The sequence below is a fragment of the Allobosea sp. TWI1241 genome (assembly GCF_039673065.1).
Classification (GTDB): Bacteria; Pseudomonadota; Alphaproteobacteria; order Rhizobiales; family Beijerinckiaceae; genus Allobosea.
Window position 1 is genome coordinate 64,116 of the sequence record NZ_JBDJKW010000008.1, and the last position, 26,850, is coordinate 90,965.

21 protein-coding genes and 1 tRNA gene are annotated in these 26,850 nt (G+C 70.6%); 8 read left to right on the forward strand and 14 right to left on the reverse strand.

Annotated elements, in window-relative coordinates:
* Positions 1 to 87: 87 nt before the first annotated feature.
* The 6 genes from ABE438_RS12155 to ABE438_RS12180 all read right to left on the reverse strand — a co-directional run bounded on the left by ABE438_RS12155 (position 88) and on the right by ABE438_RS12180 (position 7,821).
* A complete protein-coding gene (locus tag ABE438_RS12155) occupies positions 88 to 1,035 on the reverse strand; it encodes a DUF4167 domain-containing protein (protein ID WP_346502889.1) in 948 nt (315 codons plus the stop codon).
* Between the two features lie 405 nt (positions 1,036 to 1,440).
* Positions 1,441 to 2,334 (reverse strand): peptide chain release factor N(5)-glutamine methyltransferase, encoded by an 894-nt coding sequence (gene prmC / locus ABE438_RS12160; RefSeq protein ID WP_346502890.1) that lies wholly within the window; start codon positions 2,332 to 2,334, stop codon positions 1,441 to 1,443.
* Positions 2,335 to 2,360: 26 nt separating this feature from the next.
* Positions 2,361 to 2,609, reverse strand: a complete 249-nt coding sequence (locus ABE438_RS12165) for a hypothetical protein (protein ID WP_346502891.1) — start codon at positions 2,607 to 2,609, stop codon at positions 2,361 to 2,363.
* Positions 2,610 to 2,696: 87 nt separating this feature from the next.
* Entirely contained in the window at positions 2,697 to 3,782 is a 1,086-nt protein-coding gene (gene prfA / locus ABE438_RS12170) for a peptide chain release factor 1 (protein WP_346502892.1), read from the reverse strand.
* A 60-nt stretch (positions 3,783 to 3,842) separates the two neighbouring features.
* Positions 3,843 to 6,110 carry a phosphoenolpyruvate--protein phosphotransferase gene (ptsP, locus tag ABE438_RS12175; RefSeq protein WP_346502893.1) on the reverse strand — a complete coding sequence of 756 codons (2,268 nt, stop codon included), beginning with the start codon at positions 6,108 to 6,110 and terminating at the stop codon, positions 3,843 to 3,845.
* A 109-nt stretch (positions 6,111 to 6,219) separates the two neighbouring features.
* Entirely contained in the window at positions 6,220 to 7,821 is a 1,602-nt protein-coding gene (locus tag ABE438_RS12180; RefSeq protein WP_346502894.1) for an alpha,alpha-trehalose-phosphate synthase (UDP-forming), read from the reverse strand.
* Positions 7,822 to 8,081: 260 nt separating this feature from the next.
* Here ABE438_RS12180 and otsB point away from each other — a divergent pair, with 260 nt between their 5' ends.
* Positions 8,082 to 8,879, forward strand: coding sequence for a trehalose-phosphatase (otsB, locus tag ABE438_RS12185; protein ID WP_346502895.1), 798 nt, complete (start codon positions 8,082 to 8,084; stop codon positions 8,877 to 8,879).
* 66 nt (positions 8,880 to 8,945) lie between these two features.
* On the forward strand, positions 8,946 to 10,787 hold the full coding sequence (locus ABE438_RS12190; protein ID WP_346502896.1) for a glycoside hydrolase family 15 protein: 1,842 nt from the start codon (positions 8,946 to 8,948) through the stop codon (positions 10,785 to 10,787).
* 262 nt (positions 10,788 to 11,049) lie between these two features.
* On the opposite strand, the gene metW is transcribed toward ABE438_RS12190, so the two are convergent.
* Positions 11,050 to 11,673 (reverse strand): methionine biosynthesis protein MetW, encoded by a 624-nt coding sequence (metW, locus tag ABE438_RS12195; protein ID WP_346502897.1) that lies wholly within the window; start codon positions 11,671 to 11,673, stop codon positions 11,050 to 11,052.
* A 196-nt stretch (positions 11,674 to 11,869) separates the two neighbouring features.
* Positions 11,870 to 13,048, reverse strand: coding sequence for a homoserine O-acetyltransferase MetX (gene metX / locus ABE438_RS12200; RefSeq protein WP_346502898.1), 1,179 nt, complete (start codon positions 13,046 to 13,048; stop codon positions 11,870 to 11,872).
* 258 nt (positions 13,049 to 13,306) lie between these two features.
* Between metX and ABE438_RS12205 the strand changes: the two genes are divergently transcribed.
* The 4 genes from ABE438_RS12205 to ABE438_RS12220 all read left to right on the forward strand — a co-directional run bounded on the left by ABE438_RS12205 (position 13,307) and on the right by ABE438_RS12220 (position 16,588).
* Positions 13,307 to 14,143, forward strand: a complete 837-nt coding sequence (locus ABE438_RS12205) for a chorismate mutase (RefSeq protein ID WP_346502899.1) — start codon at positions 13,307 to 13,309, stop codon at positions 14,141 to 14,143.
* A 33-nt stretch (positions 14,144 to 14,176) separates the two neighbouring features.
* Complete coding sequence (locus tag ABE438_RS12210) at positions 14,177 to 15,283, forward strand: pyridoxal phosphate-dependent aminotransferase (protein ID WP_346502900.1); 1,107 nt, start codon at positions 14,177 to 14,179, stop codon at positions 15,281 to 15,283.
* The gene (locus tag ABE438_RS12215) at positions 15,280 to 16,224 is read left to right on the forward strand and encodes a prephenate/arogenate dehydrogenase family protein (RefSeq protein ID WP_346502901.1); all 945 of its coding nucleotides are present in this window, start codon (positions 15,280 to 15,282) and stop codon (positions 16,222 to 16,224) included. The genes ABE438_RS12210 and ABE438_RS12215 overlap by 4 nt, the downstream gene beginning before the upstream one ends.
* 288 nt (positions 16,225 to 16,512) lie before the next feature.
* A tRNA-Thr gene (locus tag ABE438_RS12220) sits at positions 16,513 to 16,588 on the forward strand.
* Between the two features lie 178 nt (positions 16,589 to 16,766).
* On the opposite strand, the gene ABE438_RS12225 is transcribed toward ABE438_RS12220, so the two are convergent.
* On the reverse strand, positions 16,767 to 17,549 hold the full coding sequence (locus ABE438_RS12225) for a putative phage abortive infection protein (RefSeq protein WP_346502902.1): 783 nt from the start codon (positions 17,547 to 17,549) through the stop codon (positions 16,767 to 16,769).
* Positions 17,550 to 17,947: 398 nt separating this feature from the next.
* Between ABE438_RS12225 and ABE438_RS12230 the strand changes: the two genes are divergently transcribed.
* Positions 17,948 to 19,804, forward strand: a complete 1,857-nt coding sequence (locus tag ABE438_RS12230) for a DUF3857 domain-containing transglutaminase family protein (RefSeq protein ID WP_346502903.1) — start codon at positions 17,948 to 17,950, stop codon at positions 19,802 to 19,804.
* Positions 19,805 to 19,843: 39 nt separating this feature from the next.
* Here ABE438_RS12230 and ABE438_RS12235 read toward each other — a convergent pair whose 3' ends face one another.
* Positions 19,844 to 20,935: a hypothetical protein gene (locus tag ABE438_RS12235; protein WP_346502904.1), complete on the reverse strand. Its 1,092-nt coding sequence runs from the start codon at positions 20,933 to 20,935 to the stop codon at positions 19,844 to 19,846.
* A 16-nt stretch (positions 20,936 to 20,951) separates the two neighbouring features.
* Positions 20,952 to 21,443 carry a GAF domain-containing protein gene (locus ABE438_RS12240; protein ID WP_346502905.1) on the reverse strand — a complete coding sequence of 164 codons (492 nt, stop codon included), beginning with the start codon at positions 21,441 to 21,443 and terminating at the stop codon, positions 20,952 to 20,954.
* Between the two features lie 169 nt (positions 21,444 to 21,612).
* Here ABE438_RS12240 and ABE438_RS12245 point away from each other — a divergent pair, with 169 nt between their 5' ends.
* The gene (locus ABE438_RS12245) at positions 21,613 to 23,244 is read left to right on the forward strand and encodes a GMC family oxidoreductase (RefSeq protein ID WP_346502906.1); all 1,632 of its coding nucleotides are present in this window, start codon (positions 21,613 to 21,615) and stop codon (positions 23,242 to 23,244) included.
* Between the two features lie 27 nt (positions 23,245 to 23,271).
* On the opposite strand, the gene ABE438_RS12250 is transcribed toward ABE438_RS12245, so the two are convergent.
* From ABE438_RS12250 to ABE438_RS12260, 3 genes are read right to left on the reverse strand one after another with little or no spacing between them, the layout of a single operon-like run.
* A complete protein-coding gene (locus tag ABE438_RS12250) occupies positions 23,272 to 24,132 on the reverse strand; it encodes a PPC domain-containing DNA-binding protein (RefSeq protein ID WP_346503009.1) in 861 nt (286 codons plus the stop codon).
* A gap of 14 nt (positions 24,133 to 24,146) precedes the next feature.
* Positions 24,147 to 25,778 carry an acyl-CoA synthetase gene (locus ABE438_RS12255; RefSeq protein ID WP_346502907.1) on the reverse strand — a complete coding sequence of 544 codons (1,632 nt, stop codon included), beginning with the start codon at positions 25,776 to 25,778 and terminating at the stop codon, positions 24,147 to 24,149.
* Complete coding sequence (locus ABE438_RS12260) at positions 25,775 to 26,632, reverse strand: IclR family transcriptional regulator (protein ID WP_346502908.1); 858 nt, start codon at positions 26,630 to 26,632, stop codon at positions 25,775 to 25,777. Before ABE438_RS12260 ends, ABE438_RS12255 begins: the two co-directional genes overlap by 4 nt.
* Positions 26,633 to 26,850 lie beyond the last annotated feature (218 nt).

The following is a 26,850-nucleotide window of genomic DNA, read 5'->3' on the forward strand; positions in this document are numbered from 1 at the left end:
CATCGCAGGTTTCCGCACAGCAAAAAGGGCCCGCGAGGGCCCTTTTCGATATCGTGTCCGATGAGAGCGCGACAGGCGCCCGGCGGATCACTCCGCCGGCGTCTCGCTCTCGGCGCCCAGCGCGTCCATGACCTCGCGCGGCGAGCGACGGCGGCGGGTGCGCTTCGGCTTCTCGCCGGCCTCGCCCTCGCTCTCGGCCTCGCCGGCCTGGGTGACAGGCTCGGCCTCGGCTTCCGGCGCCTCGCTGACCGCGATCGGCACGCGGGTCGGCATGGTCAGGAAGGCGGGCAGCGAGCCGGCGCCGTCCTGCTCGGTCTCGGCGGCCTGCGTCTCCTGGCGGCGGGCGGGACGCTCGCTGCGGGCCGGCCGCTCGCGACGCTCGCCGGCCGGCTGCGCCGGGGCGAGATCGGGCTGCTCGGCGCCGGGCTGGGCCTCGGGCCGCATCTGGTAGGGCTGCTGCTGCGGCTGGCCGCCATCCTGGCGCTCGAAGCGGCGCTCGCCGCGCTCGGCCCGCTCCGGCCGGTCGAAGCGGCGCGGGCCGCGCTCGCCCCGGTCCTGCTGGCGATCCTGCTGGCGGTCGAAATTGCGCTCGCGCCGGCCCTGCTGCTCGAAGCGTTGGCCGTTGGACTGGCCGCCTTCGCCGTCCTCGCCGCCGGCATGCTGGCCGTTGGGCTGCTGGTGCTGGCCCTGCTGGCCGCCATCCATCTCGTCGCCTTCCTCGCCGTCATCGTCGGGATCCTCGACGAAGGCGCGGTTGGGCTGGAAGCTGTGGCCGAACTGCTGGGACATCTGCTCCTGCGCCGCGAGCAGGATGCGGTAATAGTGCTCGGCGTGCTGGAAATAGTTCTCGGCCGCTACGGGATCGCCGGAAGACTGGGCGTCGCGTGCGAGCTGGAGATACTTTTCCGCGACGTGCTGGGCCGTGCCCCGCACCTTGACGTCGGGACCGTTGGATTCGTAGCTACGCTGCAGCGGGTTCGGAGATTTCCGGTTGCCGTTATTGTTGTTGTTATTGTTGTTGTTACGGCCGCGCATGCGCCGGTTCTGGCCTGGTCTCATTCGCGTCTGTCTCGCGTTCCGATTATTCGATGCAACCAGCGGGGCGACGTGCACAGGCACTCGCGCGACGGGTTGCGGCGTCGCGCTGCAGGATGGTGACCGGAAAGGGCTTCGAGCCGTTCGTGGTCTTCACACGCCTGTTCCAAAAACGGAGCTCTACCGGCTCCTCGTCCGCAGGCGATCACACGCGCTCGGACGCTCGGTCTTGCTTGTCGGTTACGTCGTTTCTGGCAGCAGTCCGAGGCGAGATCCTCAGCTCATCGGACCTGCCGGATATATGTGCTGACGACATCGTCTACAAGACAGTTCGTGCATAAACGCTTTCCGGCCGTCCTCCAAGCGAATTCGCAGGCGCAACCTGAGGCCGTCCACGCCGGATCGTCAGGCCGGCGATGAGAGGCCCGCATCGCGGAAGACCAGCGCCCGCTCATGGCCGCCGAGGTCGCGGCGGCTCTCGACATGGGCGAGGCCTTCCGCCGTCATCAGCGCCACGACGTCGCCGGCCTGGCCGGCGCCGATCTCGATCACGGCAAGCCCGCCGGGCGCGAGCAGGGCCGGCAGGCGCCGCGCCAGCAGGCGATAGGCGTCGAGCCCGTCGGTGCCGCCGTCGAGCGCCAGCAGCGGATCATGCTCGCGCACCGCCGCGTCGAGTCCGGCGATCTCGGGCGAGGGGATATAGGGCGGGTTCGAGAGGACGAGGTCGAATCGGCCGCTGACCGCCGTGTCCCAGTCGGAGTGCAGGAAGGTGGCCCGCGCGGCGACGCCGTTGCGCTCGGCGTTGCGCCGCGCGGTGGCGAGCGCGTCCTGCGAGAGATCGACGCCGGTGCCCTTCGCCTGCGGGAATTCGCTGAGCGCCGCGATCAGCAGGCAGCCCGTGCCGGTGCCGAGGTCGAGCAGGGCGAGCGGTTCGTCGCGTCGCGTCGCGAGATGGGCCAGGGCCGCCTCGATCAGCGTCTCGCTGTCGGGCCGCGGCTCCAGCGTGCCGGGCGAGAGCGCGAAGCTCAGGCCCCAGAACTCGCGCGCACCGAGCAGGCGCCAGAGCGGCACGCCTTCGCGCCGCCTGTCGAGCGCCTCGCGCAGGCGCGCCGCCGCCTCGGCGTCGAGCTGCGGGCCTTCGCCGGCGAGGTCCTCGATCAGGATGCGCGCCTCGAACACCGCCTCGCGGCTGCCGGCGCGGCGCAGCGCCAGCGCCAGCGCCTTGCGGGCCGACGCGGTTTCGCCGCCCTCGAAGAGGGCGGCGACGGGGTCGTCGGCGATGGGCGATGGCTCGGTCAAGCGTGTCCCGGCGCCGGCGCTCCGGCTTACGAGTTGCCCTGCATGCCCTGCTGGATGCAGGCCTTCATCTTCGTCCGCAACGCGGACTTGCGTTCCTTAGACCCACGGAACTGGCGCTGGCAATCGCGGCGCGCCTGCGCCTCGGTCTTGGCGCCCTGCAGCGCGGCGGGCTGCTGGCGCAGCACCTTGCGCGCGGTGTCCGACTGGGCCTGCGCCGCCATCGGCGCGAAGGTGACGGCGGCGGCGACGGCGAGGCTGGTGAACAGGATCTTCATGGCGCTTCCCCTGGAAGGTGTCTGGTGCGGCAATAACGCGCGACCGGGGGAGAAGGTTTCGTCGCCGTCGCGACGAGGCTGCGCGGCTCAGACGCTGCCCTGCTCGGCCAGCAGTTCGGCCTGCCGCGCGGCGGTCAGCGCGTCGATGATCTCGTCCAGCACCAGCCCCTGCATCATCTCGTCAAGCTTGTAGAGCGTCAGGTTGATGCGGTGGTCGGTGACGCGGCCTTGCGGGAAATTATAGGTGCGGATGCGCTCGGAGCGGTCGCCGGAGCCGATCTGCGAGCGGCGGTCGGCCGAGCGCTCGGCATCGGCGCGGCTGCGCTCCAGGTCGTAGAGCTTGGCGCGCAGCAACTCGTAGGCGCGCGCCTTGTTCTTGTGCTGCGAGCGCTCGTCCTGGACGACCACGACGATGCCGCTCGGCATATGGGTAAGGCGCACCGCCGATTCGGTCTTGTTGACGTGCTGGCCGCCGGCGCCGCCGGCCCGCATCGTGTCGATGCGCAGGTCCTTCTCGTCGAGCGCGACGTCGACCTCGCCGGCCAGCGGCAGGGTCGCCACCGTCGCGGCCGAGGTGTGGATGCGCCCGCTCGCCTCGGTATCGGGCACGCGCTGCACCCGGTGCACCCCGGATTCGTATTTCAGCCGGGCATAGACGCCCTGGCCGGCGATCTCGGCGATCACCTCCTTGAAGCCGCCGACCGTGCCCTCGCTCTCCGAGAGCACCTCGACGCGCCAGCCGCGCTGGGCGGCGTAGCGCTGGTACATGCGCAGCAGGTCGCCGGCGAAGAGCGAGGCCTCGTCGCCGCCGGTGCCGGCCCGGATCTCGAGGATGACGCCGCGCTCGTCGGCGGCGTCCTTGGGCAGCAGCGCGATCAGGATCTCTCGGGAGCGGGTCTCCAGCGCCGCGCGCGCCGCGTCGCGCTCCTCATAGGCGAGGTCGCGCATCTCGGCATCGGTGGCCGGGTCGTCGATCATGGCGAGCGCCTCGTCGAGCGTCGCCTGCGCCCCGCGCCAGGCCAGGATCGCCGCCACCACCGGATCGAGCTCGGCGACCTCTTTGGCGAGCTCGACCACGCGCGCCGGCTCGGTGACATGGTTCAGCGCGTCGCTGGCCGCGGCATGGAGGGCGACGATGCTGTCGAGGCGGTCCTGGGGGAGCTTGAGCGACATGATCCGGAGGGAAAACGAGAAACGGGGGCAGGCGCGGCGGCGCGAGGCGAGGCAGCGTCGCTAGACGGCGACCTTCAGCTCGGCCGCGAGCGCCGAGAGCAGCGGGCGCAGGCTGGCGGCGCCGTCGGAGGTCGAGAGCCAGGCGTCGAGCCGCTGGCGGGTCTTGCCGATGTCGAGCGAGCGCAGCATCGCCTTGACCGGGCCGATGGAGGCCGAGGACATCGACAGCGAGCGATAGCCGAGCGCGATCAGTGCCATCGCCTCGATCGGCTTGCTGCCCATCTCGCCGCAGACCGTGACCGGGCAGCCGGCGCGGCCGGCCTCCTCGACGATGCTGCGCAGCGCCCTCAGGCTGGCGGCGCAGAGCGGGTCGAACCGGTCCGAGACGCGGCGGTTCTCGCGGTCGGCGGCGAAGAGGAACTGCATCAGGTCGTTGGTGCCGACCGAGAGGAAGTCGGCCTCGCGGGTGATCTCCGGCAGCTCGAACAGCAGCGAGGGCACCTCGACCATCACGCCGAGCTTCAGGCTCGACGGGGCGGGGCGGCCGTCGCGCTCCAGCATGGCGAGTTCGCGGCGCACCAGCAGCCGGGCGCGCTGGAACTCGTTCACCGTCGCGATCATCGGCAGCATGATCTTCATGTCGGTGCCGGCGCCGGCGCGCAGCAGGGCGCGGACCTGGGCGCGCAGCAGGCGCGGCTTGTCGAGGCCGATGCGGATCGCCCGCCAGCCCAGCGCCGGGTTCTCCTCCTCGACGCGCTCCATATAGGGCAGCACCTTGTCGCCGCCGATGTCGAGCGTGCGGAAGGTCACCGGCCGGCCGTTCGCCGCCTTGAGCACCGCGCCGTAGAGCGCCTGCTGCTCGGCGGTGGTCGGCATGTGCTGCGCCACCATGAACTGCAGCTCGGTGCGGAACAGGCCGACGCCGGCGGCGGCCGTCTCGTCGAGATTGGGCATGTCGACCAGGAGGCCGGCATTGATCTGCAATTCGATCGCGACGCCGTCCTTCGTCACCGCCGGCTGCGATTTGAGCTTGCGGTACTGCTCCTGCTTGCGGGCGCGCAGCCGCGCCTTGTCCTTGTAGGCGTTCTCGACGTCGGGCTGCGGGCGGATCTGCACCTCGCCGGCCTGGCCGTCGACGATCACCGCGTCGCCCGGCCGGATCAGCGCCGTGGCATTGGCGATCTCGCCGACCGCCGGGATGCCGAGCGCGCGCGCCACGATGGCGATGTGGCTGGTCGGGCCGCCCTCCTCGAGCACCAGCCCGCGCAGATTGGCGCGCTCATAGTCGAGCAGCGCGGCCGGGCCCATCGAGCGCGCGATCAGGATCGCGTTCTCGGGCATCTCCTCGCGGCTGGCGCCGTTGGCCTTGCCGACCAGCGTGCGCAGCAGCCGGTTGGCCAGATCGTCGAGATCGTGCAGGCGCTCGCGCAGATAGGGGTCGGTCTGGCGCAGCATCTTGGCGCGCGTGTCGGACTGCACGCGCTCCACCGCCGCTTCCGCGGTGAGGCCGGTCATCACCGCCTCGTGCATGCGCCGCAGCCAGCCCTGGTCGTGGGCGAACATGCGGAAGGTCTCGAGCACGTCACGATGCTCGCCGGTATGGGCGACGTCGCCGCGCTCGATCAGTTCGTCGATCGCCTGCCGCATCGCGCCGATCGCGGCTTCCAGCCGCTGGACCTCGCGGCCCGGATCCTCGGCGATCAGGTTGGTGATGGCGACGCGCGGCTCGTGCAGCACGGCATGGCCGAGGCCGACGCCGTCGGCCAGCGTCGCGCCCGCGCTCTGCATCGGCCGGTCGAGGCCGATGCTGGCGCCGGGCCGGGACAGCGCCTTCAGCCCGCCGGCCGCGATCATCTCGGCCATGATCATGGCCGTGGTCTGCAGCGATTCGACCTCGTCCTCGCTGTAGATCCGCGAGGCGCGGTTCTGGATGACGAGGACGCCCATCACCGCGCCGCCGCGCAGGATCGGCACGCCGAGGAAGGAGCGGTAGATCTCCTCGCCCGTCTCGGGGCGGTAGGAGAAGGCCGGGTGGGCCTGCGCGTCGGAGAGCGCGATCGCCTCCGCCTCGCTGGCGATCAGGCCGACGAGGCCCTCGCCGGCGCGCATGGTGGTGAGATGCACCGCCTCGGGGTTGAGGCCTTCGGTGGCGTAGAGCTCCAGCGAGCCGTCTTCGCGCAGGACATAGACCGAGCACACCTCGGCCACGAGATTGCTGGCGATCAGGACGACGAGCCTGTCCAGCCGCTCCTGCGGACTGACCGGCGCCGCCATCACCTCGCGGAGACGGCGCAGCAGCACGCCTGATCCCCCGAGCGCGCCTCGCATCAACACTATCCTCCGCCGCCCGGCCCGAAAGCCGTCATTCCGCAGACCTGACACCGTCGCGGACGCGTGGCAAGCGCTCCTGCGGATACAACCCTTCGGCGAGCCGCTTCTAGCGAGGCGTCGGGGCGTTCGGCAAGAGGGCGGGGTTTCCGGCCTGCGCGAATTTGCGGCGCGGTGCCTCGTCCTCGCCAGCCGAATCCTTCACCAGCCGCAGCGACCTGCGGCGGGACGCGGCGGCGGGCTTCTCCGCCGGGGCGTCCTCGGCGACGGCGCGGCGCGGCCCGCCGCGGCGCGGCACGCGGGCCGGCGGCGGCAATTCGTCGGCCGACTCGGCCGGGACCTTGCCGGTCAGCACCGCGAGATAGCGCGAGGTCCACCAGGCGATGTCGGTGGCGGCGATCACCGAATAGAGCCGCTCGAAGCGCCGGATGCGCTCCTGCCGCGGCATGGCGAGCGCGGTGCGGATCGCCTCGGCGACCTCATGGGTGTCGTAGGGGTTGACGATCAGCGCCTCGCCCATCTGCTGGGCGGCGCCGGCAAAGCGCGACAGGACCAGCACGCCTGGGTCGTCCGGGTTCTGCGCCGCGACATATTCCTTGGCGACGAGGTTCATGCCGTCGCGCATCGGCGTCACCAGCCCGACCTGGGCGCGGCGGTAGAAGCCGGCGAGCGCGCTGCGGGAATAGGCCTTCTTCACCACGCGGATCGGCGTCCAGTCGAACTCGCCGAGCGCGGCGTTGAGCCGGCCGGCGACCTCGTCCGACTGGCGGTCGAGCTCGGCATATTCCGGCACGTCGGAACGCGAGGGCGGCGCGATCTGCAGCAGGCCGACATCGCCGCGATATTCGGGATGGCTGCGCAGGAACAGGCCGAAGGCCTCCAGCCGCTGCACGATGCCCTTGGAATAGTCGAGCCGGTCGACGCCGATCACCAGCTTGCGGCCGCCGAGCGGCCCGGTGGTGGCGCGGATCGGCTGGGTCGCCGCGCGCACCGAGGACACCGCCAGCTTGCGGAAGCCCTCGACGTCGATGCCGATCGGGAAGGCCTGTACCAGGGTGCGGCGCTGCTGCGTGACGATGAAGCGCTCCTCGCGGCGCGCGGCGGTCAGCTTGGTCAGCCCGTCGACGATATTGTCGGCATCCTTCTGCGTCTGCATGCCGATCAGGTCGTAGGCGGTCATGCTGCTGATCAGCGTGCTGCTGAAGGGCAGGGCGCCGAACACCTCGGCCGGCGGCCAGGGGATGTGGTGGAAATAGCCGATGCGGTTGGTGACGCCGCGCCGGCGCAGCTCGGCCGCCAGCGGGATCAGGTGGTAGTCGTGGATCCAGATCACGTCGTCGGGCTGGAGCAGCGGCACCAGCAGCCGGGCGAAGCGGCGGTTGACCGCGAGATAGCCGGCATAGTCCGGGCGCTGGAACTCGGTGAGCCCGAGCCGGTAGTGCATCAGCGGCCAGAGCGCGCGGTTGGAGAAGCCGAGATAATAGCTCTGGCGCTCGGCCTCGGTCAGGTCGATCACCGCATAGGAAACCTTGCCGTGGCGCTGCGGCGTGATCTCGCCGGCGGGTTCGGCCGCGGTGGCGCCGCTCCAGCCGAACCAGAGCCCGCCATGCTTTTCCAGGGCGGAGCGCAATGCGACGGCGAGGCCTCCCGCGGCCACCTTCTCGCCCTTTTCGGGTACGGTGACACGGTTGGAAACGACGACGAGTCGCATGTTGCCTCACTCTCGGTTGACGCTCGCGATCGACGGGCAGGATCGATATCCGGGATCGACATCGATTGCGTCGGCGCGGAACTCAACGCGCCTGCGAACGTAATGTTTCGTGTGCACATCCGGCCTCGCGGGGCCGGAACGCGTCGCTGCCCGGACGGGTGCCGGGCGACGCGGCGGGCGGGATGCGAGCGGGACGGGGCGTGCGATGCGCGGCGCCGAGGGTCGTCCTTTCGCCCGCATTAACCTATAGGACTGATCCCATGTCGCAAGCGTTCACCCCCGAATTCGTGGCGAAACCGGCTTTGCAGCCCGAGGCGGCCACGCCGATCGCCCTGTTTCTCGACTTCGACGGCACGCTGGTCGAGATCGCGCCCTCGCCCGAGCAGGTGCGCATCGACCGTCGCGTGCCGGCCGCCCTCGACGCGCTGCGCCAGCAGCTCGGCGGGGCGCTCGCTCTGGTCTCGGGCCGCCCCGTCGCCTTCCTCGACGCGATGATGGCGCCCTACCGCTTCGACGCGGCCGGGCTGCACGGCGCGCAGATCCGCATCGGCGGGGAGGAGGCGCCGCTCGCCGGCCCGTCCGAGGCGCTGCGCGAGGCGACGCGCGCCATGGTGCGCTTCGCCAACGGCCATGTTGGCGTCATCGTCGAGGACAAGCGCCAGTCGGTGGCGCTGCACTGGCGCCTCGCGCCGGCGCTGGCCGAGGAGGCGGTCGCCCTGATGGAGGGGCTGGCCGAACGGCTCGGCCCGGCCATGCGGCTGCAGCGCGGCAAGGCGGTGGCCGAGCTGGTGCCCGCCGCCGCCAGCAAGGGCAACGCGATCCGCGGCCTGCTCGGCCAGGGCGTCTATGCCGGGCGCCTGCCGGTGTTCATCGGCGACGACGTCACCGACGAGGACGGCTTCGCCGCCGTCGACGCGGCCGGCGGCCTGTCGATCCGCATCGGCGCCGGCGAGACCCGCGCCCAGCACCGCCTCGCCTCGCCGACCGTGCTGCGCCGCATCCTGCTGGCCGCGGCCGAGGAGGGCGGGCTCACCCTCGACAGTTTCCTGCGGGGCTAGCACCGCCCCGTTCCCCCGCTCCCGGTTTGCGGGTTAGGTTTCCTCCGGCGTTCTTCAAGGATTGGCATGACCGTCACGACCCTCGCCGCGCCTGGCGTGGCCTCCCTCGATCTCGGGATCATCGGCAACTGCTCGATCGCGGCCTTCGTCGATCGCCGCGCGCGCATCGTCTGGGGCTGCTTCCCGCGCTTCGACCGCGACCCGGTGTTCTGCTCGCTGATCGACAACCGCATCGAGGACGGCGACGCCATGCCCGAGAAGGGCGTGTTCGCGATCGAGATGATCGGGATGACGCGCTGCGAGCAGAGCTATCTCGACAACACCGCCATCCTCTCCTCCGTGCTCTCCGACGATCAGGGCAACGCGCTCGAGATTCTCGATTTCGCGCCGCGCTTCGTGCGCTATGAGCGCTTCTTCCGGCCGCCGCAGCTGGTGCGCCGGGTGCGGCGCATTTCGGGCCGGCCGCGCATCCGCGTGGTGGTGCGCCCCTGCCTCGGCCTCGGCGAGGAGCCGAGCGAGATCACCCGCGGCTCCAACCATGTCCGCTTCGTCGGCGCCGACCAGACCATCCGCCTGACCACCGACGCGCCGATCTCCTATGTGATGGAGAGCACGCCGTTTGCGGTCGAGGGCAAGCCCTTCTCCTTCTTCCTCGGCTCCGACGAGGCGCTGCGGGCCGAGATCGAGACGACCTCGCGCGAATTCCTCGACAAGACCACCGATTACTGGCGCGACTGGGTACGCTCGCTCTCGCTGCCCTTCGACTGGCAGGACGAGGTCATCCGCGCCGCGATCACGCTCAAGCTCTGCGCCTTCGAGGAGAGCGGCGCCATCGTCGCGGCGCTGACCACCTCGATCCCCGAGGCGCCGGGCACCCAGCGCAACTGGGACTACCGCTTCTGCTGGCTGCGCGACGCCTATTTCGTCGTCCACGCCCTGAACCGGCTCGGCACGACCCGGACGATGGAGGATTATCTCGGCTTCATCGCCAATATCGTCGACAGCTATGCCGAGAGCGGCGCCGAGCACCTGCCGCCGCTCTATCCGATCACCCGCGGCGGCGAATTGCGCGAGTTCGAGGTGCCGCATCTCGCCGGCTATCGCGGCCACAAGCCGGTGCGCGTCGGCAACGGCGCCGCGACCCAGATCCAGAACGACGGCTATGGCGCGGTGGTGCTGGCCGCCACCCATGCCTTCTTCGACCGCCGGCTGATCCAGCCCGGCAAGGAGGCGCTGTTCGCCCAGCTCGAGCATATGGGCGAGCGGGCGATCGCGGTGTTCGACAAGCCCGATGCCGGCCCCTGGGAATTGCGCGGCAAGCAGGTGGTGCACGCCTTCTCCAGCGTGATGTGCTGGGCGGCCTGCGACCGGCTCGCGCGTATCGCCGGCCAGCTCGGCCGGGCCGAGCGCAAGGCCTATTGGTGCGCCGAGGCCCAGCGCCTGCACGCCACGATCGAGGCCCGCATCTGGAACGAGGCGAAGGGCCATTTCGTCTCGACCTTCGACGGCGAGGACCTCGACGCCACGCTGCTGCTCTTCGCCGAGCTCGGCTTCGTCGCCCCCGACGATCCGCGCTTCGTCGCGACGGTGGAGGCGATCGGTCGCGACCTGCGCCGCGGCGACCTCGTGCTGCGCTACGCCACGCAGGACGATTTCGGCTACATGCACACCGGCTTCCTGATCTGCGCCTTCTGGTATGTCGACGCGCTGCACGCCATCGGCCGCAGCGACGAGGCCAAGGCGCTGTTCGAGCGCATCCTGCGCCGGCGCAACAGCTTCGGCCTGCTCTCGGAGGATGCCGATCTCGACACCGGCGAGCTCTGGGGCAACTTCCCCCAGACCTATTCCATGGTCGGCCTGATCAACTCGGCGATGCGGCTCAGCCGCGACTGGGAAGAGGCGTTCTGAGCGAGACCCGTCTGTCCGGGGCGGGCCGACGGGCCTGAGCCCGGACAGCGTGCGCACCGCGGCTGCCGGCATGCCGCCGGCGGGGCGCCATGATCTGATGCGTCGTGGTCATGGGTTCCGGGCTCTTCGCTGCGCGAAGCCCCGGAATGACGGCTGCTGAGAGAGCGTCGGACCGAAAAGCGGACACCGCTTTTCGGAGCGGTACGATGCCAGGACGATGCGCTCGATCGCCGTGCCGTCCCGGTTCGGACGCGGGGCGACTTTATCCCCGCTTCAGCAGGAACACCGCCTGCGCGCCGAAGAGGTTCCAGAACCACCAGGGCGCGTTGACGCCCATGGCGCGGCCCGAGACGTCGAGCGCCACCGCGCGCTCCTTGACCGCGCCGATCGTCTCGCAGAGCAGCACGAAGTCGCGGATCGTGCAAAAATGGATGTTCGGCGTCTCCCACCAGGCATAAGGCAGGGAGTCCGTCACCGGCATGCGGCCGCGGAAGAAGACCTGGCTGCGCATGCGCCAGTGCCCGAAATTCGGGAAAGAGACGATGGCGCGCCGGCCGATGCGCAGCATCTGCTCCAGCACCAGCCGCGGATTGCGCGTCGCTTGGATGGTCTGGGACAGGATGACGTAGTCGAAGCTGTCGTCCGGATAGGCCTCGAGATCGGTATCGGCGTCGCCCTGGATCACCGCCAGCCCGCGCGTCACGCAGCCGGCTACGCCCTCGCGCGACAGTTCGATCCCGCGCGCGTCGACGCCGCGCGTCTCGGCCAGCAGCGCCAGCAACTCGCCGTCGCCGCAACCGACGTCGAGCACCCGCGACCCGGGCGTCACCATCTCGGCGACGAGCCGCAGGTCGATGCGGTTGGTCTGGCTCTCGGGGAGGGTCATGGCACAAGGCTCCGGCGCGCAGGCGAGCCTCCGCCGTCTTTCCGGGGCGGCCCGAAGGGCCGAGCCCGGAACCGATGACCGCGGGGCGTGCAGGCAAGGGCGCGGCCTGCGTCACGCATGGTCAGCGAGGCCTCGTGTTCATGGGTTCCGGGCTCTTCGCTGCGCGAAGCCCCGGAATGACAGGCGCCGAGCTTCATCACAGCCCCCTCGCGCGGGCGGCGGCGTCGATGAAGCCGCGGGTGGTGGCGAAAAGGTTGGGCTCTTCCAGCAGGAAGGCGTCGTGGCCCTTGTCGCTCTCCAGCTCGACGAAGGAGACCGAGGCGCCGGCCGCGTTGAGCGCGTGCACGATGGCGCGCGAGTCGCTGGTCGGGAACAGCCAGTCGGTGCTGAAGGAGGCGACGCAGAAGCGCGTGCGCGTGCCGGCGAAGGCCTTGGCCAGCACGCCGTCATGATCGGCGGCGAGGTCGAAATAATCCATCGCGCGCGTCACGTAGAGATAGGAATTGGCATCGAAGCGCTCGACGAAGCTGACGCCCTGATGGCGCAGATAGCTCTCGACCTGGAAATCCGCGTCGAAGGAGAAGGTCGGCGCGGCGCGCTCCTGCAGGCGCCGGCCGAACTTGCGGTGCAGCGCCGGCTCCGAGAGATAGGTGATGTGCGCGCCCATGCGGGCGACCGAGAGCCCCTTGGCCGGCCGCGTGCCCTCCTCGAGATAGCGGCCGCCGCGCCAGTCGGGATCGGCCATCACCGCCTGGCGGCCGACCTCGTGGAATGCGATGTTCTGGGCCGAATGCTTGGCGGCGGTGGCGAGCGGCAGCGCCGAGAACACGCGCTGCGGATAGCTCGCCGCCCATTGCAGCACCTGCATGCCGCCCATCGAGCCGCCGGCGACGCAGAACAGCGTCTCGATGCCGAGCGCGTCGACCAGCCGCGCCTGGGCGCGGACCATGTCGCGGATCGTCACCATCGGGAAGCCGAGCCCCCAGGGCTTGCCGGTCTCCGGATTGGTCGAGGCCGGCCCGGTGGTGCCCATGCAGCCGCCGAGCACATTGGCGCAGATCACGAAGAAGCGCTCGGTGTCGATCGGCTTTCCCGGGCCGATCATCGAGGTCCACCAGCCGCCCTTGCCGGTGATCGGGTTGCGGCTGGCGACGTGCTGGTCGCCGGTCAGCGCATGGCAGACCAGCACGGCGTTGGAGCGCGCCTCGTTCAGTGTGCCATAGGTCTGGTAGGCGATCTGCCAATGGTCGAGCACCGCGCCGGAATCCAGCCGGAGCGCGCGGTCCGGCCCGAAGCTGGCGAGCAGGCTCGTGGGACGGTTGGCCTCGACCAGCGGGTCGGCGAGCGCATCGGCAGGCGGCGTCCGGTTCGGCATTCGGATTTGTCTTGTCGTCCAGCCCGTTCGGAATGACGGACCCGTACCGATGGCGCGCCGCAGGGCCCCTTGTCAACAAACGCCCGTGCCGGCGGCCGGGCTTCGCCGGCGCGGGGCGGGCAGAGGCCGCACGGCCCCGCGCCAACTCGGCTTTGCCAAGGCGGGCGCGCGCGGATAAGACGCTGGGACCTCGCTCCCCGTCGCGCGCGGCTTCCGGGACGAGGGCCGAAGCCGTTCCTCTGGAGATTGGTCGCCCCCATGACCGAAGCCGCCCCGACCACGCTCGCCGACCTGCGCGGCGAGATCGACCGGATCGACACCGCGATGCACGAGCTGCTGATGGAGCGCTCGCGCATCATCGAGACGCTGATCCGGGTGAAGTCGACGCAGGCCTCGGGCTCGGCCTTCCGCCCCGGCCGCGAGGCGGACATCATGAAGCGCCTGGCGCTGCGCCATCGTGGCCTGCTGCCGCTCGACACGGTCGAGAGCATCTGGCGCGTGATCATCGCGACCTTCACCTATGTCCAGGCCAATTACGCCGTGCATGCCGACATCTCCGGCGGCGACGCGGCGATGCGCGATTCCGCCCGCTTCCATTTCGGCTTCACCGTGCCCTACGTTCCGCATGAGGACGCCAAGGCGGTGATCCGGGCGGTGGCGGACTCCGCCGGCGACCTCGGCATCTTCCGCATGGATCTCGGCGCCAGCGCCGGCGTCTGGTGGGCCGATCTCGTCGGGGAAGACAGCCCGAAGATCATCGCGCGCCTGCCCTTCGTCGAGCGGCCGGACCATCCGGCCGGCACGCCGGTCTACTGCATCGCCAAGCCGCTGACCGACGCCGCCGTGCGCGAGATCGTGCTCTATGCCGCCCGCGTCGAGCGCTGGTCGCAGGCACTGGCGCAGGGGCTCGGCCGCCATCTTGCCGAGGTCTCGGCCAGCGCCGCCGACGGGTCGAGCCTGTCGCTGCTGATTGCTGCGGCCGGCGAGACCCCGCCCGAGACCGTGCGCGCCGCGCTGGAGCCTGCCGGCCTCAAGGAGTTCGCCGAGGTCGGCAGCCATGCCGCCCGCTTCGCCATCAAGCCCGACCGTTCCTGACCCGCTCCTTCAGACCGTCCGAAAGCTGTCACCATGGCTCCGTCCGCCTCCCGCCCCGTTCCGCGTCCCGGCGTCCTCGACATCGAGGCCTATGTGCCCGGCAAGTCCGCCGCCCCGGCCGGCGTGAAGCTGCACAAGCTCTCCTCCAACGAGACGCCGCTCGGCCCGAGCCCGCGCGCGGTCGAGGCCTTCGCGAGCGTCGCCGGCAAGCTGGAACTCTATCCCGACGGCGCCTCGACCGTGCTGCGCGAGGCGATCGCCGCCCGCTACGGGCTCGACGCCGGCCGCATCGTCTGCGGCACCGGCTCCGACGAGCTGCTGCAGCTGATCACCAAGGTCTATCTCGGCGACGGCGACGAGGGCGTCTTCACCGAGCACGGCTTCCTGGTCTACCGCATCGCCATCCAGGCCGCCGGCGGCACGCCCGTCGTGGTGCCGGAGAAGGATCTGCGCGCCGATGTCGACGCCATCCTGGCGGCTGTGACGCCGCGCACCCGCATCGTCTTCCTCGCCAACCCCAACAACCCGACCGGCACCTATCTGCCCTTCGACGAGGTCAAGCGCCTGCAGGCCGGCCTGCCGCCGCAGGTGCTGCTGGTGCTCGACGCGGCCTATGCCGAATATGTCCGCCGCAACGACTACGCCTCCGGGCTCGAGCTGGTCTCGACCTGCGAGAACGTGGTGATGACCCGCACCTTCTCGAAGATCTACGGCCTGGCCAATCTGCGCATCGGCTGGCTCTACGGGCCCGAGGCGATCGTCGACGCGCTGAACCGCACCCGCGGCCCGTTCAACGTCAACGGCGCGGCGATCGCCGCCGGCGCGGCCGCGATCGCCGACGAGGCGCATCTCGCCGCCGCTCTCGAGCACAACGAGACCTGGCTGGCCTGGACCACGGCGGAGCTGGAGAAGCTCGGCCTGACCGTGACGCCCTCGGTCGGCAACTTCATCCTGATCCATTTCCCGGCCACGCCCGGCCGCACCGCCCGCGAGGCCGACGCCTTCCTGACGGCGCGCGGGCTGATCCTGCGCTCGGTCGCCTCCTACGGCCTGCCCGACGCGCTGCGCATGACCATCGGCAGCGAGGAGGCCAACCGCCTCGTCGTCGCCGCGCTCGCCGACTTCCTGGGCAGGTCATGAGCGCGGCGGCCGGCTTCGCGCCCCGCCGCGACGAGCCGCTCTTCGGCCGGCTCGCCATCATCGGCATCGGGCTGATCGGCTCCTCGATCGCCCGCGCCGCGAAGGAGCTCAACCTCGCCGGCCACATCGTGCTGGCCGATCGCGACGAGGCGGTGCGCCGGCGCGCCCGCGAGCTCGACCTCGGCCACGAGATCGCCGAGAGCGCCATCCAGGCGGTGCAGGACGCCGACCTCGTCATCCTGTGCGTGCCGGTCGGCGCCTGCGGGCCGCTGGCGCAGGAGATCGCCGACGCGCTGAAGCAGGGCGCCATCCTCTCCGACGTCGGCTCGGTCAAGCATGCCGTCGTCGAGGCGGTGGCGCCGCATGTCCCGGCAGGCGTGCATTTCGTCCCGGCCCATCCGGTCGCCGGCACCGAGAACTCCGGCCCCGAGGCCGGCTTCCCCAGCCTGTTCCTCAACCGCTGGTGCATCCTCACCCCGCCGCCCGGCACCGACGAGGCGGCGATCGCCCGCACCCGCCGCTTCTGGGAGGGCATGGCGGCGATGGTCGAGGTCATGGGCTCGCAGCACCACGACCTGGTGCTCGCCATCACCAGCCATCTGCCGCATCTGATCGCCTACAACATCGTCGGCACGGCGGAGGATCTCGGCCAGGTCACGCATTCCGAGGTGATCAAGTTCTCGGCCGGCGGCTTCCGCGACTTCACCCGCATCGCCGCCAGCGACCCGACCATGTGGCGCGACGTCTTCCTCGCCAACAAGGAGGCGGTGCTGGAGATGCTCGGCCGCTTCAACGAGGACCTCGCGGTGCTGACCCGCGCCATCCGCTATGGCGACGGCGAGACGCTGCACAAACACTTCACCCGCACCCGCGCCATCCGCCGCGGCATCGTCGCGCTCGGCCAGGAAAAGGCCGAGACCGAGAAGCTCAAGCAGGGCTGACCCCGGCCGCGTGCGGCAGGGGCTACCGTCGCCGGTCTGTCGCCGCCGCGCATGGCGACCGTACGCGCGACGAGGCGGGCCGCCGTCGCCGTCTGCTCGCGCCGGCGGGACACGCGTGAGGCCCGCCAGCGCCGGACCGGTCGTGCGCCGCCCCGAAAGGCCTGCCGCCCGCCGCGCCCCCGCCCATGCCGCGACCGGGGGCGAGGCGGACCGGGGGCGAGGCGCCACCCGGACGGTGCGGCAACCAGCTTGCCAAGACCCCGGCAGGCTGGTACAGCGCCACCCGTTGCCGCAATAGCTCAGCTGGTAGAGCACCTCATTCGTAATGAGGGGGTCGGGGGTTCGAATCCCTCTTGCGGCACCATTTCTCTCCAGCACGACACCTGATCAGCCTAATGACCGAGGCTCCGTTGGCCTGTCCTTGATGCTGTCGAGCATGCTGCGGCTCCTGTATTCGCGCGAGTCGCTGCTGACGGCCGTCAGAGCGGTGGCTAGCGGTCGTCGGCTGCGGAGCCTCGTAAGCGATCATTGGCTTGCGAGCGCTAATCATGGCCAAGAAATGCGGTTTTGGGATAATGTCTTTCTAGATCGTTTCGCAATGGTCCCTTGGGGAGATATTTCAGAAGGCGGAATTCCTCTATGAGAGCGGAAAAATCTTTTGCCAGTGCGAGCTTGCCGTTGAATCCCATTAGATACAATTCATCGCTGCCGAGTTGGCCTCTTAGAAGCTTCGCATAGGACAGCTTTTCGTCTCGCGTTAAAATCTTATCCTCTCGCAATCTATGTAAAATTCTATAAATAACTCTGAAATAGGGGCTTATTGTTGCTTCACAGTGATGATGTATGACTGTCTCGTACGTTATGAGGAGATCTTTTTCATTCGAGTCAGGATGGAGCGCGTGAATCCCCGCAGCCTCTCGTAGCTCTCCAACTGCTTTCGCAAAGGCTGCTAGACCCCGCTCCTTATAATAAACTTCTTGACGGCACTCGCGCAGGAGGCGGAGGAGCTCGAAGAAGGTCGTTTCGAAGCGTTGTCGATGAATATCGTCCTGCTGCTGCTTGATAGCGCGCATCTGTAAAAGCAGCGTCGCTGCAACGGCCCCGAAGCCAAGCGAGCCGACCAGCGCGTTAAAGGCTCCATAGGAGTCCCCCCATACACCGATATTGAAATCGGGGTTATCGGTGCCTCTGGACCAGCTAGCAATCTGTGGGGCCCAAGTTCCCCAAGCCAACCAGGCAAGAATAAGGGCCACGATAGCGCAGGGAACGGCTATGCTTTTCAGGAAATTTGACAATTTCTCCAAATCCCATAACTCCAGCTGCATACCCGATGCTGAAGCAGATCACTGGCACCCATCAAAAGTCGAGTCAGGCGTGCTCTTCTGCACTGGTGGGTACATATCTCGGACTATGCCGTCTCGCTGGTGCTCCATCCCAGTTGATGCGCCTACCTTCCTTGTCCTGACAGGATAAGCCGAGTGGCTGACAAGGCCTCCTTAGGTCTAGCATGAGCCGCAACGCCTCCCATCCCCCTCCGCACACAATTCCCTTACCATGATCGCAGGCCGCTTCCCTTTCGGCAGGGGGGCGGCCGGGCTGCGCTTATGCGGCGGCGGGCCGGGCGCTATAGCTCTTGGCGGGCCTCGTCCGTGACCGCAGGGGGCTGCGGGCGGCGGTGGTCGCTGCACTGACGGAGCCGATGATGGTCGCAGGTCTACGATGCATGGCCGGGCCGGCCCGGCCGCGCCTGGTTGTGGCGCTGGCTGCGCTTGCGGCCGGCGCGGCGCTGCCCGTCCGGGCGGAGCTGCCCGAGGGCGTCGACCGCGCCATCGCGGTGGCCTACGAGGTCGCGGCCGATGCCAGCTATGTCGAGACGCGCGCGGTCGAGATGCGCATCTCCGACGAGCGCATGATCGCCCAGCGCGGCAGCGCCAGCTTCGATTTCGACCCGAGCGACGAGGCGCTGGAGCTGGTCGAGGCCTCCGTGCTGCAGCCGGACGGCACGCGCATTCCGGTGCCGGCGGCGAGCATCTTCACCCGGCCGAGCGCGGCGGCGCAGAGCACGCCCGGCTTCGTCGGCACGCAGACCACCACCGTGGTCTTCCCGCAATTGCGCAAGGGCAGCATCGTGCGCAGCCAGTGGCGCCACAGCGTGAAGAGGCCGCGGGTCTTCGGCTTCGACGCCAACATCCTGCTCGGCCTCGACAATCGCGAGACGGTCGAGCTGCGCATCCGGGCGCCGCTCGCGCTGCCGCTGCGCTTCGCGCATCGCGGCGGCTTCACGGTCAGCGACGAGACGGCCGACGGCATGCGCACCATCGCCGCCTCGATCCGCACCGGCCGCACCCCGCCGGCGGAGCCGCGCATGGTCTCGGCCATCGATCTCGGCCCGGCCTTCGTCGCCTCCAGCCTGAGCGGCTACGAGCAGATCGGCGCGATCTATGCCGCCCGCAGCGCCGGCAAGGCGGCGGTGACGCCGGAGATCGCCGCGCTCGCCCGCAGGATCGCCGGCACGGCGACCGGCCTCGACGCCGCCCGCAAGGTGCATGACTGGGTCGCCGCCCATATCCGCTATGTCGCGGTCTATCTCGATCCCAGCGAGGATTTCGTGCCGCATGAGGCGGCCAGCGTGCTGCGCAACGGCTATGGCGACTGCAAGGACCATGTCGTGCTGATGCAGGCGCTGCTGGCCGCGCTGGATATCAGGGCCCTGCCGGTGCTGGTGCAGTGGAGCGACCGCATGGCGCCGCTGCCGCTCTGGTCGTCCGGCTCCTTCAACCACGCCATGGTCTATCTGCCGGAGTTCGATCTCTACGGGAATCCGACCAACCCCTTCGCCGGCCTCGGCGCGCTCGACATCATGCTCGCCGGCAAGCTCGTCGTGGTCGCCAGCGAGCAGGGCGAGGTGCGCCGGACCCCGGCCTCGCGCCCGCAGGACAACCGCTACAGCGCGGTGTCGACCATGACGGTCGCCGCCGACGGCACCGTCACCGGCACGGGCCGGATCACCGCCTCGGCGGGCGTCGACCCGGTGCTGCGCAGCGCGCTCGCCGCCAGCGGCCGCCCGGAGGATCTCGCGGCGCGCCTGCTGCTGCCGACGCCGGAAGGCGGCTATGGCAGCCTGCATGCGAGCGACCCGCGCGATCTCGCCCGCCCGCTGCAGATCGAGACGCGCTGGACCAGCCCGCACGGCGTCGTCGCCGCGCGCCCCGCGACCTATATGACGGTGCCGCTCGGCATCGACCTGACGCCGAACGGCGACCTGCGCGCCTATATCGCGCCGAGCGGCCGGCGCCGCTTCCCGGTGATGGTCGGCGCCCGCGATTATGACTGGCGTTCCAGCGTCTCCCTGCCGCCGGGCTCGGTGGTCGAGCGCCTGCCGCCGCCGGTCGAGATCGGCAATGCCGCCGGCCGCTTCAGCGTCAGCTACGAGACGACGGCGGAGGGCTTCAGCCAGCAGCGCCGGCTGGTGCTCGATCGCGACGTCTACGCGGCGGAGGACTATCCGGCGCTGGAGGCGCTGCTCTACGCCCAGATCGACGCCCAGCGCTCGGTGGTGGTCTACCGCCCGCCGCAATGACCGGCGCAGGCGCCGGGGCACGCTGCCCGGCGGCCCGGTTCAGCGGGCGCGCGGGCGCAGGCCGACATGCCCGCCCGCGGCGTCGAAGAGATAGTCGAAGACGTTGAGGGCGTGGACGCTGGTGTTGACGAAGGTCGGGCGATCGCGCCCGCCGACCAGCACGATCCTGTCGGGCGCGGCGGCATCCGCCCTGTCGCCGGCCGCGAAGGTGTAGCCCGGCGCGGCCGGGTCGGCCGAGCCGAAGCGGATCGTCAGCCGCGTGCCGGGCTTCAGCTTGCCGCCAGCGGCCGCCGCGGCGGCGGGGGTGGTGAGATACATCGCCGAGACGCCGGTATCGACGAGCGCGGTGCCGCAGGCCGGCGCACCGGCGTCGAGCGCGATGCAGGCCGGCAGCGGCGCCCAGTCGGCGCCGTCCGCGGCGCGGGCGAGCGGCAGGAAGCGGAAGCCGCGGGTGTTGGCGGCGGTGAGCCCGATATGCACGGCATCGCGCGTCACCACATAGCCGCGACCCGGCGCGGAGGCGCCGTCGCCTTTCCCGTCACCTTGCCCATCGCCCTGGCCCGGCAGGTTGAGCAGCGGGTTCTTGTCCGGCGTGCTCTGCGGCTGGTGGTCGGCCTCGCGGGCGAAGCCGATGCCCATCATCGCGACATGGCGCGGCGCCGGGCCGGGCTGGCAGTCGCGCGCCCTGGCGCCGCAGTCGATGCGCTCGACCGCCAGCACCGGCAGCGGCTTCGTCGTCACGCGCGTCCCGTCGCGGCCGGCGATGGTCACCGGCGTCTCGACCCAGCGGCCGCGCATGATCCGGCCCGAGCTCGAATAGGTCAGCGTGCCCGGCCCGCGCTGCGGCACCGCCTCGAGATCGGGGATGTGGGCGGCCGCGACGACGATGCCGGTCGAGCCGGTGTCCATCACCGCATGGACCGGCGCGCCGCCGAAGCTGAGCGCGAGCCGGGGCGGGGTGGTGCGCGGCGCATCGTCCCCCGAACCGTCGACGAAGCGCAGCACGATCTCGGCGGCGCGGCTCTCGAAGACCGGCGCCGGCCGCTCGGGACCGGCGAGCGCCGCCGGCGCAGCCGGCAGGAGCGCCAGCAGGGGCAGCAGGGGCAGGAGGCGCGCGCGCAGCGGCGTCATGGTTCTCTCCCGACGCTCAGAACGGCGCGCTCGCCGCGAGATAGATCGCCGCCAGTGCCGCGATGCCGGCCTCGTCCTCGGCGTCGAAACGGCCCGGCACCGGGCTGTCGAGGTCGATCACCCCGACGACGCGGCCCTCGCGCAGCAGCGGCACCACCAGCTCGGCGCGCGAGGCGGCGTCGCAGGCGATATGGCCGGGGAAGGTGTCGACATCGTCGACGCGCAGCGGCACGGCCTGCGCCACCGCCGTGCCGCAGACGCCGCGGCCGACCGGTATGCGCACGCAGGCCGGCTTGCCCTGGAACGGGCCGAGCACCAGCTCGCCGCCGCGCAGGATGTAGAAGCCGGCCCAGTTCAGCTCCGGCAGCTGCTGGAAGAGCAAAGCGGAGAGATTGGCGGCGTTGGCGATCGGGTCCGGCTCGCCGGCGAGGAGGGCCGAAAGCTGCTGGCCGAGCTCGCGATAGAAGTCGGACTTGCTCGCGGCCTGGATGGTGCTGCTCTCGAACATCGGCGGTCTCCGCATCGCTGGTCGCCAAGGGGTGGCGCAAGGCGTAGCGCAAGGCGGCGGGCTTGGACAGGCGCCCGCGCCGTGCGCCGATACGGCATTGCCGCTCCGGGGCGCACCGCTTATCCCTGTCACGCCAGAGCGAAGAGACAGGGCAGCCGGGGAGCGGGACATGGCCGACGAGACCGTCATCGGGACGTTCGACTACGTCATCATCGGCGCCGGCTCGGCCGGCTGCGTGCTGGCCAACCGGCTCTCGGCCGATCCGCGCAAGCGCGTGCTGATCCTCGAGGCCGGCGGCAAGGACGACTGGATCTGGTTCCACATCCCGGTCGGCTATCTCTACGCCATCGGCAATCCCCGCGCCGACTGGCTGTTCCAGACCGAGGCCCAGCCCGGGCTCGGCGGGCGCGCGCTCGCCTATCCGCGCGGCAAGGTGGTCGGCGGCTGCTCGGCCATCAACGCGATGATCTACATGCGCGGCCAGGCGGCCGATTACGACGGCTGGCGCGAGCAGGGCCTCGCCGGCTGGGGCTGGGACGACGTGCTGCCGATGTTCCTGGCGCATGAGGACAACGCCGCCGCCTCCGGCCCGCATCACCGGGCGGGCGGCGAGCTCAGGGTCGAGAATCCGCGGGTGCGCTGGGATATCCTCGACGCGGTGCGCGACGCCTGCGCCGCGGCCGGCATCCGCAAGATCGACGACTTCAACACCGGCGACAACGAGGGCAGCGCCTATTTCCAGGTGACGCAGCGCAAGGGCCGGCGGGTCAGCGCGGCGCGCGCCTTCCTCGAGCCGGCGCTGGATCGCGACAATCTGCGCGTCGAGCTCGGCGCCATGGTCGAGCGCATCGTGGTCGAGGACGGCCGCGCCACCGGGGTGATCGTCAGCCGCGCCGGCGAGCGCTGCCGCGTCGAGGTGGCCGGCGAGGTGCTGCTCAGCGCCGGCGCGGTCGGCTCGCCCGCCATTCTCGAGCGCTCCGGCATCGGCGACGGAGCGAGGCTGCAGGCGCTCGGCATCGAGACGGCGCATCACGCGCCGGGCGTCGGCGAGAACCTGCAGGACCATCTGCAATTGCGGCCGATCTACAAGGTCGCCGGGGTGCGCACCCTCAACACCGACTACGCCAAGCTCTGGCGCCGGCCATTGATGGCGCTGGAATACGCCGCGCGCCGCACCGGCCCGCTGACCATGGCGCCGTCGCAGATGGGCGCCTTCGCCCGCTCGGCGCCGCATTACGCCACCGCCAATCTCGAATTCCACTTCCAGCCGCTCTCGCTCGACAAATGGGGCGACGGTCTGCACCCGTTCGGCGCCTTCACTGCCAGCGTCTGCAATCTGCGCCCGTCGAGCCGCGGCAGCGTCCATATCCGCAATGCCGATCCGGCGGCGGCCCCGGCGATCTCGCCGAACTATCTCGCGACGGAGGAGGACCGGCAGGTCGCGGTCGACGCGCTGAAGCTCGCCCGGCGCATCGTCGCGCAGGCGCCGCTGGCGCGCTTTGCGCCGAGCGAGCACCTGCCCGGGCCGGGCTTCGACAGCGACGAGCGCCTCGCCGAGGCGGCGGGCCAGATCGGCACGACGATCTTCCACCCGGCCGGCACGGTGAAGATGGGCCGGGAGGACGATGCGATGGCAGTGCTCGACGAGCGGCTGCGCCTGCGCGGCGTCGCGGGCCTGCGCGTGGTCGATGCCTCGGTGATGCCGGCGATCACCTCGGGCAACACCGCCGCGCCGACCATGATGATCGCCGAGAAGGCCGCACGGATGATCCGCGAGGACGCCAAGGCGGCGGCGCGCTGAGGCGGGGACGGAGCGCCGCTTCCGCCGTCAGAGCGCTTCCAGCACCAGTTCGAAGGTCATCAGCACGGGGTTGTCGCCGCGCCTGAGCCGGCCCTCGGCGAGGCCGCCGGTATAGTCGACCAGCGCGATGGCGATATCGGCCTGCAATGCCCCGTCCGGCCCCGGCGCGACCCCGCCGGCGGTGATCGCGATCTCGGTGGCGAAGGGCTCGATCGTGCCGCCATCGTCGAAGCGCGCGCCGATTGTCGAGCCGACCCCGCCATGCAGCGCCGCCCGCGCGATGCCGCGCGCGGCGCAGAATTCCTCCAGCGCCGTGCAGGCATCGTGATTGGGCAGGAGCCGCAGCACGTGGAACGGGCCGTCCGGCGCCGGCCCGTCCTGAGGCCCCGCCTCCGGCACGAACAGCTTGAAATTGGTTTCCGGGTCCTGCCGCGCCACGAAGCCGGCGCCCGACAGGCCGACCGCCTCGACCGTCACCGCCTGCGCCAGCACCGTGCGGTCGGGCAGGATATGGCCGCCGGTGCGGCGCCCGTCCGCCTCGCGCCAGAGCGCATGGCCGTGGAAGAAGGGCGCGCCGTCGCGCGCCCCGAAGGTCAGCGCCCCGGTCTCGATCACGCTCTCGCCCGGCGGCGCGAAGGTCTCGCTGTAGAAGGCGGCGTGGTCGGGCGTGGCCGAGAGCGCCGGCATCACATAGGCGAAGGGCGAGAGCGTCATGCCGGCCGGCAGGCGCACCACCCCGCTGGCGAAGCCCTCGGCCGCGAAGGCCTCGCGCAGCGAATCCAGCAGCAGCCTGCCGGGCGCCAGCGTGAGCCGCAGGCGCCTGCCCGCCGCCGGCACGGCCTGCAGGGCATGGCCCGAGGCCGGGCCGGGCTGGCGCACGCGCCGCATCGCGCCCGCCGCCGTCATGCCGAAGGCCCCTTGCTGCCGGAGGCCGGCACCAGCCCGCGCTTCTCCAGCTCGTCGCGCACCAGCCGCTTCGGCACCTTGCCGTAGCCGGATTTCGGCAGGGCGTCGAAAAAGACGAAGCGCTTCGGCATCTTGTAGCGCGGGATTTTCTCGCCGAGGAATTCGGCGATCGCCGCCTCGCTCAACCCGGCCTCGCGCGCCACGCAGACGGCGACGCCGACCTCGCCCCAGACCGGGTCCGGCACGCCGAGCACCGCCACCTCGGCGATGGCCGGATGGGTGAGGATCTTTTCCTCGATCTCGCGCGGATAGATGTTGGAGCCGCCGGAGATGTACATGTCGGAGGCGCGGCCGGTGATGTAGACGAAGCCCTGCTCGTCCATGTGCCCGAGATCGCCGGTGCGGAACCAGCCGTCGCGGAACGACTTCGCATTGGCCTCCGGATTCTCGTAATAGCCGGCGAAGACGGCCGGGCCGATCACGCAGATCTCGCCGGTCTGGTTCGGGCCGAGCTCCGCGCCCTCGTCGTCCTGGATCGAGACCTGGATGCCGGTGCGCTCGAAGCCGCAGGTGCCCTCGCGCGCCTCCGGCCCGTCCTCGGCCCGGTGGAGATAGGGCGGCAGCACGGTGATGTTGCCGGTGACTTCGCCCAGCCCGAAATACTGTACGATCACCGCGCCGAGCTTGCGCAGCGCCGTCTTCTGGTCGGCGCGGTACATCGGGGCGCCGGCATAGATGACATGGCGCAGCGAGGAATGGTCGTAGCGGTCGACCGCCTCGTGTTCGACCAGCATCTTCAGGATGGTCGGGACCGTGAAGATATTGGTGACGCGGTGGCGCTCGATCAGCCGGAACGCCTCGTCGACGTCGAAGCGCTCGCTCGGCATCAGGATGCTCGGCGCCCCGCGCGCCGAGATCACCAGCTGGTGCACGCCGGCGCCGTGCGAGAGCGGCGCCACCACCAGCGAGGCGTCGGCCTCGGTCGAGCCGGGCACCAAGTCGGCGAGGTGGTTGGTGATGACGAAGGCCATCTGGCCATGGGTCAGCACCGCCGCCTTGGAGCGGCCGGTGGTGCCCGAGGTGAAGAAGAACCAGCAGGGATCGTCGCGCTCGACCCGCGCATCGGCGACGCGCGCCCCGCGGTTGGTCTCGATCGCTTCGGCGACGGCGCGGCTGCCGAGGGTGCCCTCGCCGATGCGCCAGGTGAAGCGTAGCGCCGGGCTGTCCGCCACCGCCGCCGCGTGCTCGGGGAAGTCGCCATGGCAGAGGAAGGCCTTCGCGCCCGAGGCCTCGGCCAGCCAGGCGACCTCGTCGGGCATCAGCCGGAAATTCGTCGGCACCCAGACCGCGCCGAGGCGGAAGGTGGCGAACATCGAGACGAACATCTCGTCGCAGTTCTTGGAATGGACGAGGATGCGGTCGCCCTTGCCGATGCCCTCGGCGGCGAGGGCGGCGGCCAGCGCATGGGCGTTCTCCTCGAGCGCGCGCCAGCTCCAGACCTGCTCGCCGCGGATCAGCCCCGGCCGCTCCGGCAGGCGCCTGGCGTTGCCTGTCAGGATATGGGCGAGGTTCATCACCCGTGTGCTGACCGGCGCGAGCCCGCCGGCGGGGGACGAGGTCGAGGTCATGGCACGGGCTCCGTCGCGAGGCTGGAGGCGGGGGCGCCGCGCAGGCGCCCGGGGGAGGGTTGCGGCCGGCGCCCGTGCAGGCGCGCGGCGATGCGGGCTTCGACCAGCCGGGCCTCGCGCGCCAGCACGGCGGCGATCTCCTTCTGGCGCTGGGCCTGCATGCGCGGCTCGATCGCCGCGACGCTGAGCGCGCCGGCGATGCGGCCGTCGGGAAAGTGCACGGCGACGCCGACGCCCCAGGAATTGGCGACGATCCGGCCCGGATTGAGCGCGAAGCCGTTGGCGCGGGCGAAGGCGATGTCGGTGGCGATCTGCGGCGCCGAATAGCCGGGATAGCGCGCGCTCATCATCGGCAGGTTGGCCGCGACCAGCGCCTGCGCCTCGTCGTCCGGCAGGGCCGCCAGCATGGCGAGCGAGCCGGCGCCGACGCCGAGCGGATGCTGGTCGCCGCCCTGCAGCGCATGGGTCCGGACCGGCCAGCTGCCTTCCTCGCGGTGCAGGCAGACGGCGAGGCGGTCGCGGCGGATCGAGAAGAAGCAGGTGTCGAGCGTCTGCTCGGCGACGGCGCGCAGGCTCGGCATGGCGAGATCGAGCAGGCTGTGGCGATGCCCGGCCAGCAGGCCGAGCACGAAGGCCTCGTCGCCGAGATGGTAGCGCTTGCCGCCGGCCTCCTGCTCGACGAGCCCCGCCCGCATCAGCGCCATCAGCAGGCGCCGCACCGTCGGCTTGTTGAGCCCGCTCGCCGCGACGATCGCCGAGAGCGACTGGCCCGCCACCGTCTCGCGCCCGACCAGCGCGAGCAGCTGCAAGGCGCGGTCGACGCTCTGCGACCCTGGCTGGACGGGTTCCCGCATGGAAGAGACGCTATCCTCCCGGATAAGAGGTCCATTATATGGACCCTGATCTTGTCATTGATCTTTAGATCGGGAGCCGAATGATTGCAACGTCGGGCGATCGGTGTATTCTCCCGCCAACGACAAGCATAATCGTTCTACAATATGGACCCTGCGCGGCATGCCGACGACAGGGCGGGGATGGGAGGAACGGCCTCATGGCCGATGTCGACGACGCG